Source organism: Dryocola mayonis (assembly GCF_051307045.1).
Taxonomy (GTDB): domain Bacteria; phylum Pseudomonadota; class Gammaproteobacteria; order Enterobacterales; family Enterobacteriaceae; genus Dryocola.
In genome coordinates this window covers 854604-866959 of record NZ_CP150452.1, presented here as the reverse complement: position 1 = coordinate 866959, position 12356 = coordinate 854604, and the positions used below count along the sequence as shown (strand labels likewise).

The following is a 12356-nucleotide window of genomic DNA, read 5'->3' as shown; positions in this document are numbered from 1 at the left end:
GCCCTTTCCATCAGGCGAATAAAGCCTACAAATCATCACAATATTTTGAATTTAAAGTAATTATAATCATCAAAACGCGAGCGATGACGCTTTTAATTCTTCATTAGCGGCAGTATAGTAATGCGACGAAAGGATGTTCCTCGCGGAAAAAAATGTTACTGCAGGAACATACGCAACACGCATTGCGGAGAAGGTGAATGGAGACCAAGCAAAAAGAACGTATCCGGCGTCTGATGGAGCTGCTGAAGAAGACCGACCGCATCCATCTTAAAGAGGCCGCCCGCATGCTGGAAGTCTCTGTTATGACCATTCGCCGGGATCTCAGCCAGGATGATGAACCGCTGCCGCTTACCCTGCTGGGCGGCTATATCGTAATGGTAAACAAACCAGCCGCCTCACCAACCGCCGTCCCGCAGCCGGGCGAAAAGATCCACCACCGGGACGATCTGCCCGTGGCGATTCTGACGGCGGGCCTGGTGAGTGAAAACGATCTGGTGTTTTTTGATAACGGGCCGGAAATGCCGCTGGTTATCAGCATGATCCCGGACGACATCACCTTTACCGGTATTTGTTACTCGCACCGGGTATTTATGGCGCTGAATGAAAAGCCCAACGCCACCGCCGTTCTGTGCGGCGGCACCTATCGGCCAAAGAGCGATGCGTTTTACGACGCCAATAATCCGTCGGCTCTGGATTCGCTTAACCCGCGGAAGGTATTTATTTCCGCCAGCGGCGTGCACGAGCACTTCGGCGTGAGCTGGTTTAATCCCGACGATCTGGCCATTAAACGCAAAGCTATGGAGCGCGGCTTACGCAAGATCCTGCTAACGCGTCACGCGCTGTTTGATGAGGTCGCCCCGGCGAGCATCGGCCCGCTTTCGGCCTTTGACGTGCTGATTAGCGATCGTCCGCTCCCGGCGGACTATGCCGCGCACTGCCGAAACGGATTCGTTAAGGTCATCACGCCTGATTCAGAGAGCGAGTAGGCAAGGCTTCGTAAAGACGGCGTGAACAACGGTAAAATAAAAAGGCGGATGCCGGGCCGCAGCCTGACATCCGCCTTTGTTACTACTCAATCACGCGCGGATAGTGTCGTCGCCGTAACCAATCCATTTGTAGGTGGTGAGCGCTTCCAGGCCCATCGGGCCGCGGGCGTGGAGCTTCTGCGTGCTGACCGCCACTTCCGCCCCAAGGCCGAACTGGGCGCCGTCGGTAAAGCGCGTTGAGGCATTCACGTACACCGCCGAGGAATCCACTTCGTTCACGAAGCGGCTGGCGTTGCGCAGCGTGCGGGTCAGAATCGCATCGGAATGCTGGGTGCCGTGCTCGCGAATATGGCCGATGGCTTCATCCAGATCCGCCACCACCTTCACGTTCAGATGCAGCGACAGCCACTCGTCGTCGTATTCTTGCGCTTTTACCGGCAACGCTTCTGCCGGGCCGTTTTGCAGCAGCGGCAGGGATTTTTCGTCCGCGTGCAGCGTCACGCCAGACTCCGCCATCCGCCTGCTCAGCGCAGGCAGGAAGTTTTGCGCGATGCCCTGGTGTACCAGCAGCGTTTCTACCGTGTTGCAGGTGCTTGGACGCTGGGTTTTGGCGTTGACGATAATTTTCAGCGCCGGTTCGATTTCCGCCGTGTCGTCGACAACGATATGGCAAACGCCAATCCCGCCGGTGATCACCGGGATGGTAGACTGCTCGCGGCAGAGCTTGTGCAGCCCTGCGCCGCCGCGCGGGATCAGCATGTCCACGTAGCGATCCATCTTCAGCAGTTCGTTAACCAGCGCGCGGTCCGGGCTTTCAATAGCCTGTACCGCCGCGGCCGGCAAACCGCATTCGATAAGCGCCTGCTGGATGACCTTCACGGTCGCCGCGTTGGTGCGCCACGTCTCTTTGCCGCCGCGCAGAATAGCCGCGTTGCCGGTTTTCAGGCACAAAGAGGCGACGTCTACCGTTACGTTAGGACGCGCTTCGTAAATTACCCCGATTACGCCCAGCGGCACACGGCGGCGCTCAAGGCGCAGGCCGCTGTCTAACAGGCCGCCGTCGATCACCTGCCCTACCGGGTCGGCGAGGTTGCACACCTGGCGCACATCGTCGGCGATGCCTTTCAGGCGCGCCGGCGTAAGCTGCAGGCGGTCGAGCATCGCTTCGCTCAGGCCGTTACGGCGGGCTTCCAGCACGTCCTGCTCGTTGGCGGCGAGGATTTCTTCGGCCTGCGCTTCCAGGTAATCCGCCATGCGTTCCAGCACGCGGTTTTTTTGCTGGCCTGAAAGCAGCGCCATTTGATAAGAAGCCGCTTTGGCGTCTTTGCCCATCTGTTCTAACATCGCCAGCTCCTTAGTTAACGATCATATCGTCGCGGTGCACCGCAACCGGGCCGTACTCGTAGCCGAGGATGGCATCGATCTGCTGCGAGTGTTGGCCCGCGATACGGCGCAGCGCATCGCTGTTATATCGGCTTACGCCGTGGGCCACGTCGCGCCCCTCAAGGCTGCGGATACGGATAACCTCGCCGCGGGAGAAGTTGCCGCTCACGCTCTTAATGCCTTTTGGCAGCAGCGAGCTGCCGCGCTCAAGAATGGCGGAAAGCGCGCCATCATCGACGGTTATTTCACCGGCGGGCGGCGCGCCGAAGATCCAGCGTTTGCGGTTTTCCAGCGGAGACTGCTGGGCGTGGAAACGCGTGCCGACTGACGTGCCGGCCATCACATCGCCGATGACGCCGGGCCTGCTGCCGGCGGCGATAATCACGTCGATGCCCGCGCGGCAGGCGACGTCTGCGGCCTGCAGCTTGGTGCCCATGCCGCCGGTTCCGAGACCGGATACGCTGTCGCCCGCCACGGCGCGCAGCGCGTCGTCGATACCGCGCACTTCTTTAATCAGCTCCGCCGCCGGGTTGTTGCGCGGGTCGGCGGTGTACAGCCCCTGCTGATCGGTCAGCAGCAGCAGCTTGTCCGCCCCGGCCAGAATCGCGGCCAGCGCGGAAAGGTTGTCGTTATCGCCGACTTTAATTTCCGCGGTGGCTACCGCGTCGTTTTCGTTAATTATCGGCACGATGTTGTTATCAAGCAGCGCCCTGAGCGTATCGCGCGCGTTCAGGAAGCGCTCGCGGTCTTCCATATCGGCGCGGGTCAGCAGCATTTGCCCGACGTGGATGCCGTAAATAGAAAAAAGCTGTTCCCAGAGCTGAATCAGACGGCTCTGGCCGACGGCGGCCAGCAGCTGTTTGGAGGCGATGGTTGCCGGAAGTTCGGGGTAGCCCAGATGTTCGCGCCCTGCGGCGATCGCCCCGGAGGTGACAATAACGATGCGATGCCCGCTGGCGTGAAGCTGCGCGCACTGACGCACGAGTTCAACAATATGGGCGCGGTTCAGGCGGCGCGAGCCACCGGTTAATACGCTGGTGCCAAGTTTTACCACCAGCGTCTGGCTGTCACTCATGATTCTCTGCCGTTTCAACGAAATTAGAAAAATTAAAGGCCAGATGACGTTGTAGCAGGACTGGCGCGGCTTGCCAACAGGCGCTAAGGGAAAAGACGCAACAAACCGAGCCAGATCATTAAGCGTAGCGGTAGAGTTTGACAATTTTATGACTAAAAAACTTTTTTACCTTTATTTAAACTTTATCTTAGCTTGTCATAAATCTTTCATCTCCAAACGATAAAACTCTCTGCGTTTTTAAACGGGATACCGCCCGATTAAATTTAGCGCGTAATCATATTTGGGATGAAAAATGAAAAAGACCACACTGGCATTAATGGTACTGGGTATTGCCGCATCAACCGCTTCTCATGCCGCTGAGATTTTTAATAAGAATGGAAATAAATTAGATCTCTATGGAAAGGTGAAGGCCGAGCATTATCTTAGCGATAACAACAGTGTTGATGGCGATCAGTCTTATATTCGCCTGGGTTTTAAAGGTGAAACGCAAATTAACGAACAGCTGACCGGATTTGGCCAGTGGGAGTATCAGGTTGCGGCCAACAAAGCGGAAAGCGATGCCAATACCGCCAAAACGCGTCTGGCCTTCGCCGGTCTGAAAGCGGGTGATTTAGGCTCCTTCGATTATGGCCGTAATTACGGCGTGTTATATAACATCGCCTCCTGGACCGATATGATGCCGGAATTCGGCGATGACTCTTACACCAAAGCCGATAACTTTATGACCGGCCGCGCCAACGGCCTGGCCACCTACCGCAATACGGATTTCTTCGGCCTGGTCGACGGCCTGAAATTCGCCTTACAGTACCAGGGGAAAAATGAGAACGACGGCCGCGCGGCAAGCAAGGCCAACGGCGACGGCTTCGGTACTTCCCTGACTTATGAGCTTGGCGATAGCGGCGTAAGCGTAGGCGGCGCCTATACCCGGTCGAACCGTACCCTGGTGCAGAAAAACGGCGCTTACGGCCAGGGCGATAACGCTGAAGCCTGGACCGGCGGCTTAAAATACGACGCCAACAATGTGTATCTGGGCGCGATGTATGCGGAAACTCGTAATATGACGCCCATTTCCGGTACGGCATCGATTGGCGGGGTTAATACTGCCGTCAGCGGCTTCGCCAATAAAAACCAAGCGTTCGAAGTTATTGCGCAATATCAGTTCGACTTCGGCCTGCGTCCTTCCATCGGCTATGTGCAGTCGAAAGGTAAAGATATTGAAGGCGTTGGCGATGCGGACCTGGTGAAATATATCGACGTCGCGGCGACCTATTATTTCAATAAAAATATGTCCACCTACGTAGACTATAAAATTAACCGCCTTGACGATGACAACGCTCTTGGTCTGAACACCGATGATGTGGTTGCGCTGGGTCTGGTTTATCAGTTCTGATTGATTATCTGCTCGCCCTTCCTGCAAAGGAAGGGCGATTTCTTTTATGCGGAGAGTTTGACGGGCTTATCTGCAAAATCTTTGGCCGGCACCAAATCCATATTTAACGTTTTTAAGAGGTCGCGCAGGCGCTCATGGAATCCGCGCAGCGTTTGTTCCAGCCTGTCGTCTATTTCTTTGTCTTTGGAAGCCGTGGTGGTCCAGTTGCCGTGTTTGTCGAACAGACCAAAGTGATAGGTGTAGGTAAACTGCTTTTCCTGCGCTTCCAGCTCCATCCACCAGCCCCAGAACTCACGCAGCTCTGGCGCAGGTTTCACGTTGACGCATACTGCCAGGCAGTCGAAGAAGAAACGGTTGTCTTCGCACTGCTCTTCCCGGATATAGGGGCCAAGGGCGGCAAATTTTTTGATCAGTCTACCTTTCGGGTGTCCACTCGGTAACGTCATTGCGATCTCCTGTTGTGAAGCTCTGTTTTACCAAACCGATAAAATTTAGCAAATTTTTAACGCAATCTTTGTTTAATCCAGGCGGTAATTTCTTTTAAAGCGCTGTCAAAATTTTTATACACCGGATTAAACGGAATCGACAACAGCTTGCCATCGGCAGATGACGAAGTAATTAAACGCGACTCTTCTTCCGGGCTGAAGGGATCGTTGGCCCAAAACCCCGACAGCATTGGCGTCGGGCAACGTCGGCCGAGCAGGCCCTGCGTCTTTAACGAGTAGCGGTTCAGCTCGACGCTCAGCGCGCTGTCCGCGGCATCGTTCATGCCCAAACGGCTCGCCAGAACGTCAATATACATTTCCGGCACCAATGCCTGGCGCGCCGGATCGCTCAGCAGGCTGTGCACCACCGGCCCAAGACAGGCGACGGCTTTCAGACGCGGCGCTTCAAGGTAGGCCAGGCGAACCGCGACGTTTGCCCCAAAGCGGAAGCCAAAGGCGGCGACGCGGGTGTGATCGACCCACGGCACGTTCGGCAGGGCTTTTAACACGTGCTGGTGAAGCTGGCTGGAGTCCTGGGTGAGCTTCCATTTCGAGGAGTACCCTACCGACGGCATATCGATGGTCAGCATCGCAATGCCCTGCGGCGCGAAGTATTTTTCAAACAGGGTGTAATAGTCGCTTTGCAAAGCGTCCAGGCCGCCGCACATCAGCACCGTCGGGAAAGGGCCCTGCGAATCTTTCGGCATATGCAGAAAACCGGTAATCGAGCTGCCGCCGGTGATGGTGAATTCAATTTCCCGCAGGTCTCCGGAAAGGCGGGGAGCCGCCTCTTCAAAAGCCCGGTTGGCGAGCACCTGCGCCTGCTCGGCCAGCACGTCCCCTTTCAGGTGCGGATACGCCGCGATGCTGTAGAGGTTCGCCGCCTGCAGCCAGTATTTGCCCTTTTGCGCCTCAGCGGTTTCCTGATTGGCCTTTTGCTGCCACAGCATCGCCTGTTTCGACCATTCGTAGATCCAGTTGCCGCCGCGATAGCCCACGATGGTGTCGTACAGCTCATCGTCCGTGCGCTCTTCGTTACAGCAGACGATGCGCGCCTGCACCTCGAGAATTTCACGCGGATCGACGCCGCGCCAGATCCACATCAGCCGGTTGACCATGCGATACCAGTGGGGAACGGTTTTACCATCAAGCGCGGATTGAATAGCGGGGGCAGCGTGGTGCTGAGAGCGACGAACTAACGTCGATGTCTCCGGGTGCTTAAAGCGTGGTTTAAACAGAACTTCACTAAGGTTGGCCTGTGACATCGGTTTTCTGCCTCCATGAAACGTCAGGAACGCAGTATTGTACTCTGTCGCCAGCCAAATAACACAAACGCCCGGCGGCGCCGGGCGTAAATGAATGCAAATTATGTAGGGGTATTAACGGCCGGCCAGCGGCGGGACGAACACTACGCCCATATCCCACGGCTGCTCAATCCAGGTGTTCTGTGGGATATCAATAACATAATCGTCTACCAGCGGCTGGCCTGCCGGCTTGGCAAAGATAGTGACGAAATGCGCTTTCGGGTACATTTCGCGAATCGCAACCGCGGTGCCGCCGGTATCAACCAGATCGTCGATAACGATAAAGCCTTCGCCGTCGCCTTCAGCACGTTTGAGGACGGTCAGCTCGCGCTGGTTGTCATGGTCATAGCTGGAAATACATACGGTATCAACATGACGAATACCCAGCTCACGCGCCAGCAGCGCGCCCGGAACCAGACCACCACGGCTAACGGCAATGATGCCTTTCCACTGTTCGGCAGGCAGCAGGCGGCTCGCCAGCTTGCGGGCGTGAATCTGCAACATGTCCCAGGTGACGACGTATTTTTCGCTCATGTGAAGTGTCCCGGCCTATTATTAACGGCTTAAAAATGTTCAAAGGGGTTTTGGTTGCGCGAGATTATAGAGATCTGGCGCACTAAAAACCAGTACTGCGGGTGGGCGGCGGCGGTTTTTAAGTGGATTGGGTCGTCATGCCCGAAGAGTTAGTGGTATTCTCGAACCATCGCGCAAGCCCTGCTTGTGGTGTATATCAAACAGGTCAGCCACTGGCCTGTGTGCCAAAAAATTCTTAGCCGAGTCGATGTCAAGGAGACCTAACGTGTCTGAATTGTCTCAATTATCTCCGCAGCCGCTGTGGGATATTTTTGCCAAAATCTGTTCTATTCCGCACCCTTCTTATCATGAAGAGCAACTGGCGGAACACATCCTGTCCTGGGCAAAAGAAAAAGGGTTACACGTAGAACGCGACCAGGTCGGCAATATCCTGATCCGCAAGCCTGCCACCGCAGGCATGGAAAACCGCAAAGCGGTCGTGCTGCAGGCTCACCTTGATATGGTGCCGCAGAAAAACAACGATACCGTGCATGACTTCACCAAAGATCCTATCCAGCCTTATATTGACGGCGAGTGGGTAAAAGCCCGCGGCACCACGCTTGGCGCGGATAACGGCATCGGTATGGCCTCTGCGCTGGCGGTGCTGGCTGACGAAACCGTGGCCCACGGCCCGCTGGAAGTGCTGCTGACCATGACCGAAGAAGCCGGTATGGACGGCGCATTTGGTCTGCAGGCAGGCTGGCTGCAGGCCGATATCCTGATCAACACCGACTCCGAAGAAGAAGGCGAGATCTACATGGGCTGCGCGGGCGGGATCGATTTTATCACCACGCTGCCTGTGCAACGCGAAGCGGTTCCGGCCGGTTTCGAAACCTATAAGCTGACCATCAAGGGCTTAAAAGGCGGCCACTCCGGCGCCGAAATTCACCTGGGTTTAGGCAACGCCAACAAGCTGCTGGCCCGTTTCCTGTTCGCTCACGCCGCGGAACTGGATGCGCGCCTGATCGACCTTAACGGCGGCACGCTGCGCAACGCTATCCCACGTGAAGGCTCTGCCATTCTGGCGGTGCCTGCTGATAAAGCGGCGCTGCTGAAAGAGCTGGCGGACAATTTCCTGGCGATTTTGAAAAACGAACTGGGCGCGGTAGAGAAAAACACCACCGTCCTGGTTGAGCCTGTCAGCAATACCCAGCCTGCGCTGACCGCCGGCAGCCGCGATACCTTCATTAAGCTGCTGAACGCGACGCCAAACGGCGTCATCCGTAATTCCGACGCGGTCAAAGGCGTGGTGGAAACCTCGCTGAACGTGGGCGTGGTTACCCTGAGCGAAGAGAGCGCTGAAATCATCTGCCTGATTCGTTCTCTTATCGACACCGGTAAAGATTACGTGGTCGACATGCTCAAATCGCTGGGCCAGCTGGCCGGCGCGCAGACCATCGCCAAGGGCAGCTATCCTGGCTGGCAGCCGGATGCAAACTCTCCGGTCATGGGCCTTGTGCGCGAAACCTACCAGAAGCTGTTCAACAAGACGCCTAACATCATGGTTATCCATGCGGGTCTGGAATGCGGGCTGTTCAAAAAGCCTTATCCGGATATGGATATGGTTTCCATCGGGCCAACTATCACCGGGCCCCACTCGCCGGACGAGCAGGTGCATATCGAAAGCGTGGGCCAGTACTGGACTCTGCTGACCGAGCTGCTAAAAGCGATTCCTGCGAAGTAAGTTCGTCTTTATACAGACTTCCTAAGCCTCTCCCCGGAGAGGCTTTTTTACAGCCCCAGCAGAAGCTGCCGCTCCAGCTGCGGATCCAGCAGCGTGACGTGCAGCCCCACCAGCCTTACGCCCCGCGCCTGCCGGCGTTCACTCCAGGTCTTCCTGGCGATAGCTATCAAATCGGCTTTGTTAAGCTGCGGCCAGACGTGTTCCTGGGTGGTTTGCTGAAAGTCATTAAATTTGAGTTTGACGCCCTGGCGGGCAATCAGCAGGTCGGGCTTTACCTTCTTCAGCCTTCTTTCGAGCTCCTGATAGAGATGTTCGATGATGGCCTCGCACTCTTCCCATTCGTGAATATCTTCCGCCAGCGTTTTTTCAACGCCGACGGATTTACGCTGCCGGTCGTTGCTGATTTGCCGTTCGTCTATGCCCTGGCTGCGCTCCCAGATTACGCGGCCAAACTTTCCAAAACGCTTTAACAACGAGGCCAGATCGGTTTTCTGCACGTCGGCGCAGGTGCGTAACCCAAGGCTTTCAAGCTTTCCTGCGGTCACTTTGCCGACGCCGGGAATTTTGCCAAGCGGCAGGGTTTCTAAAAAAGCCGGCACGTCTTCAGGTGTGATGACGTACTGCCCGTTTGGCTTGTTGAGATCGGAGGCGATTTTGGCGAGGAACTTAACCGGGGCGATCCCCGCCGAGGCCGTGAGATTGAGCTCATCGGAAATCGCCTGGCGAATCTCACGCGCAATCAGCGTGGCGGAGCCGTGGCAGTGCGGGCTGTCTGAAACATCCAGATAGGCGCCTCGTCCAGCGAAAGGGGTTCGATTAAAGGGGTATAGCGCGAGAAGATTTCCCGAATATGGTTAGAGGCTTCTTTGTAGGCGTCGAAGCGCCCCGGCAGCAAGGTGAGGTGCGGGCAGAGCTTCAGCGCCATCGCCGTGGACATGGCGCTGTGTACGCCGTATTTGCGCGCCGGATAATTTGCGGTACTGATGACGCCGCGCCGCTGCGCGCTGCCGCCAATCGCCAGGGGAATATCGCGCAGGGCTGGATTATCACGCATCTCAACGGCGGCGAAGAAGCAGTCCATATCGACATGAATGATTTTACGCATGCTCATCCAACCTGGTTATTTACTGGATAAGTATACAGTTAGAAATAAGGTTGTGGCAATTCGTCGGGTGGCGCTTTGCTGACCCGACCTGCCAATCTCGGGGATTTCGCCGTGGAATGTCGGGTGGCGCTTTGCTTACCCGACCTACACCATCTCGAGGGCTTCGACGTGGAATGTCGGGTGGCGCTTCGCTGACCCGGCCTACCAATCTTGGGGATTTCGCCGGGGAATATCGGGTGGCGCTTTGCTTACCCGACCTGCGGGTTTGGTGTTGTAGGGTGGATAAGCAAAGCGCCATCCACCGCTACCCTTTATAGAATACGTAAATCCTGCCGTTTCGCTTCCCGCGCCATGCGCTTTTTGCGCGCGTCGCAGGGTTCCGGGCAGTTACACGCCTTTTCCATTCCCAGGGCGGTGATTCCGCCGCAGCTGCCCTGGATGGCTTTGCGCTTAACGATAAAGCCCAGCGACATGCCAAAAACAACCAGCAGAAAAATGGCGAAGGTCGCGATAAATACGGTCAGCATAAGCGCTCCTGTCAGCCGCCGAAGTCGTCGAGCATGATGTTTTCATCCTCCACGCCCAGGTCTTTGAGCATTTTAATCACCGCCGCGTTCATCATCGGCGGCCCGCACATATAAAATTCGCAGTCTTCCGGCGCGGGATGGTTACGCAGGTAGTTTTCCAGCAACACGTTATGGATAAAGCCCGTATACCCCGTCCAGTTATCCTCCGGCTGCGGATCGGAAAGCGCCACATTGAAGGTGAAGTTAGGGTTTTCGCGCGCCAGCTGCGCAAACTCATCTTCATAGAACATTTCACGCAGCGAACGCGCGCCGTACCAGAAGCTGATTTTGCGTTTGCTGCCCAGGCGCTTAAGCTGATCGAAAATGTGCGAGCGCATAGGCGCCATGCCCGCGCCGCCGCCGATAAACACCATTTCGGCGTCCGTATCTTTGGCAAAGAATTCGCCAAACGGCCCGGAAATAGTCACTTTATCGCCCGCCTTCAACGACCAGATGTAGGAGGACATAATCCCCGGCGGCGCGTCGGGCACGTGCGGCGGCGGCGTGGCGATACGGACGTTGAGCATGATAATGCCCTCTTCTTCCGGATAGTTCGCCATGGAGTAAGCGCGTACGCACGGCTCCTTCACCACCGACTGGAAACGGAACAGGTTGAATTTGTCCCAGTCGCCGCGGTACTTCTCCGGCACGTCAAAATCAGCGTAGCTGACCTGATGCGGCGGCGATTCGATCTGAATGTAGCCCCCCGCGCGGAACGGCACCACGTCGCCGTCCGGAATGCGCAGCTTCAGCTCTTTGATAAACGTCGCTTTGTTGTCGTTAGAGATAACTTCGCATTGCCATTTTTTGACGCCGAAGATTTCCTCCGGCAGCTCGATTTTCATATCCTGCTTCACCGCCACCTGGCAGGCGAGCCGGCAGCCTTCTTTGGCCTCGCGTTTGCTGATGTGGGAAAGCTCGGTGGGCAGAATATCCCCGCCGCCCTCTTTGATTTTTACCCGGCACTGCCCGCAGGAACCGCCGCCGCCGCAGGCCGAGGAGATAAAGATCCCCTGGCTTGAAAGCGTGTTAAGCAGCTTGTCGCCGGCGGGCGCGTGGAACCTTTTGTCCGCGTCGTTGTTGATCTCAATCAGCACGTCGCCAGCATTCACCAGCTTTGATTTGGCGAACAAAATCAGCAGCGCCAGCGCCAGAACGATCAGCGTGAACATCACTACGCCAAGAATAATTTCCATAACTTTCCGTCCTTACAGCTGCACGCCGGAGAAGGACATAAAGCCCAGCGCCATCAAACCGGTGGTGATAAAGGTTATCCCTAAGCCGCGCAGTCCTGCGGGCACGTTGGCGTATTTCATCCTCTCGCGAATACCGGCCATGGCGACAATCGCCAGCATCCAGCCGATGCCGGAGCCGAAACCATAAACGATGGATTCGCCAAAGCTGTAGTCGCGCTGCACCATAAACGACACGCCGCCGAAGATGGCGCAGTTCACGGTAATCAGCGGCAGGAAGATGCCCAGCGCGTTGTAGAGCGCCGGGAAGAAACGATCGAGGATCATCTCCAGAATCTGCACCAGCGCCGCAATAACGCCGATAAAGGTGATGAAGTTCAGGAAGCTGAGATCCACCCCAGCCATCAGCGCGCCGTCGCGTAGCACCAGGTTATAAACCAGGTTGTTGGCCGGAACTGAAATGCCAAGGACGACGGTAACCGCCACGCCGAGGCCAAACGCCGTTGAGACTTTCTTCGACACGGCAAGGAAAGTACACATGCCGAGGAAGAAGGCGAGCGCCATGTTTTCAACAAACACCGCGCGTACGAACAGACTAATCATATGTTCCAT

At 56.3% G+C, this 12356-nt stretch carries 11 protein-coding genes and 1 pseudogene; 3 read left to right on the top strand and 9 right to left on the bottom strand.

The genetic code is table 11. The annotated features are described in order from the left end of the window. The first annotated feature begins 197 nt into the window (after positions 1-197). Positions 198-986 (top strand): DeoR family transcriptional regulator, encoded by a 789-nt coding sequence (locus WLO32_RS04180; RefSeq protein ID WP_435947286.1) that lies wholly within the window; start codon positions 198-200, stop codon positions 984-986. A gap of 90 nt (positions 987-1076) precedes the next feature. On the opposite strand, the gene proA is transcribed toward WLO32_RS04180, so the two are convergent. Next, positions 1077-2330 carry a glutamate-5-semialdehyde dehydrogenase gene (gene proA / locus WLO32_RS04175; RefSeq protein ID WP_435947285.1) on the bottom strand — a complete coding sequence of 418 codons (1254 nt, stop codon included), beginning with the start codon at positions 2328-2330 and terminating at the stop codon, positions 1077-1079. Between the two features lie 10 nt (positions 2331-2340). Then, positions 2341-3444, bottom strand: coding sequence for a glutamate 5-kinase (proB, locus tag WLO32_RS04170; RefSeq protein WP_435947284.1), 1104 nt, complete (start codon positions 3442-3444; stop codon positions 2341-2343). Positions 3445-3736: 292 nt separating this feature from the next. Between proB and ompC the strand changes: the two genes are divergently transcribed. Beyond that, the gene (ompC, locus tag WLO32_RS04165; RefSeq protein WP_435947283.1) at positions 3737-4834 is read left to right on the top strand and encodes a porin OmpC; all 1098 of its coding nucleotides are present in this window, start codon (positions 3737-3739) and stop codon (positions 4832-4834) included. Between the two features lie 44 nt (positions 4835-4878). Here ompC and crl read toward each other — a convergent pair whose 3' ends face one another. The 3 genes from crl to gpt form a co-directional block, all read right to left on the bottom strand. Further along, the gene (gene crl / locus WLO32_RS04160) at positions 4879-5280 is read right to left on the bottom strand and encodes a sigma factor-binding protein Crl (RefSeq protein WP_435947282.1); all 402 of its coding nucleotides are present in this window, start codon (positions 5278-5280) and stop codon (positions 4879-4881) included. 56 nt (positions 5281-5336) lie between these two features. After that, positions 5337-6584: an esterase FrsA gene (frsA, locus tag WLO32_RS04155; RefSeq protein WP_435947281.1), complete on the bottom strand. Its 1248-nt coding sequence runs from the start codon at positions 6582-6584 to the stop codon at positions 5337-5339. 114 nt (positions 6585-6698) lie between these two features. Then, entirely contained in the window at positions 6699-7157 is a 459-nt protein-coding gene (gene gpt, locus WLO32_RS04150; RefSeq protein WP_121267589.1) for a xanthine phosphoribosyltransferase, read from the bottom strand. A gap of 265 nt (positions 7158-7422) precedes the next feature. Between gpt and pepD the strand changes: the two genes are divergently transcribed. Beyond that, on the top strand, positions 7423-8880 hold the full coding sequence (gene pepD / locus WLO32_RS04145; protein ID WP_435947280.1) for a beta-Ala-His dipeptidase: 1458 nt from the start codon (positions 7423-7425) through the stop codon (positions 8878-8880). 47 nt (positions 8881-8927) lie between these two features. Here the strand turns inward: pepD and dinB are convergent. The 4 genes and pseudogenes from dinB to nqrE all read right to left on the bottom strand — a co-directional run bounded on the left by dinB (position 8928) and on the right by nqrE (position 12356). After that, positions 8928-9985: pseudogene (gene dinB / locus WLO32_RS04140) on the bottom strand (DNA polymerase IV). A gap of 311 nt (positions 9986-10296) precedes the next feature. Then, positions 10297-10512 (bottom strand): (Na+)-NQR maturation NqrM, encoded by a 216-nt coding sequence (nqrM, locus tag WLO32_RS04135; protein ID WP_435947279.1) that lies wholly within the window; start codon positions 10510-10512, stop codon positions 10297-10299. An 11-nt stretch (positions 10513-10523) separates the two neighbouring features. Next, positions 10524-11747, bottom strand: a complete 1224-nt coding sequence (nqrF, locus tag WLO32_RS04130) for an NADH:ubiquinone reductase (Na(+)-transporting) subunit F (RefSeq protein ID WP_435947278.1) — start codon at positions 11745-11747, stop codon at positions 10524-10526. 12 nt (positions 11748-11759) lie between these two features. Further along, a complete protein-coding gene (nqrE, locus tag WLO32_RS04125; protein ID WP_435947277.1) occupies positions 11760-12356 on the bottom strand; it encodes an NADH:ubiquinone reductase (Na(+)-transporting) subunit E in 597 nt (198 codons plus the stop codon).

Bases quoted from the DNA above. Each gene is read 5' to 3' on its own strand.
- WLO32_RS04180 (WP_435947286.1), top strand. From the start codon at position 198: ATGGAGACCAAGCAAAAAGAACGTATCCGGCGTCTGATGGAGCTGCTG.
- proA (WP_435947285.1), bottom strand. From the start codon at position 2,330: ATGTTAGAACAGATGGGCAAAGACGCCAAAGCGGCTTCTTATCAAATG.
- proB (WP_435947284.1), bottom strand. From the start codon at position 3,444: ATGAGTGACAGCCAGACGCTGGTGGTAAAACTTGGCACCAGCGTATTA.
- ompC (WP_435947283.1), top strand. From the start codon at position 3,737: ATGAAAAAGACCACACTGGCATTAATGGTACTGGGTATTGCCGCATCA.
- crl (WP_435947282.1), bottom strand. From the start codon at position 5,280: ATGACGTTACCGAGTGGACACCCGAAAGGTAGACTGATCAAAAAATTT.
- frsA (WP_435947281.1), bottom strand. From the start codon at position 6,584: ATGTCACAGGCCAACCTTAGTGAAGTTCTGTTTAAACCACGCTTTAAG.
- gpt (WP_121267589.1), bottom strand. From the start codon at position 7,157: ATGAGCGAAAAATACGTCGTCACCTGGGACATGTTGCAGATTCACGCC.
- nqrM (WP_435947279.1), bottom strand. From the start codon at position 10,512: ATGCTGACCGTATTTATCGCGACCTTCGCCATTTTTCTGCTGGTTGTT.
- nqrF (WP_435947278.1), bottom strand. From the start codon at position 11,747: ATGGAAATTATTCTTGGCGTAGTGATGTTCACGCTGATCGTTCTGGCG.
- nqrE (WP_435947277.1), bottom strand. From the start codon at position 12,356: ATGGAACATATGATTAGTCTGTTCGTACGCGCGGTGTTTGTTGAAAAC.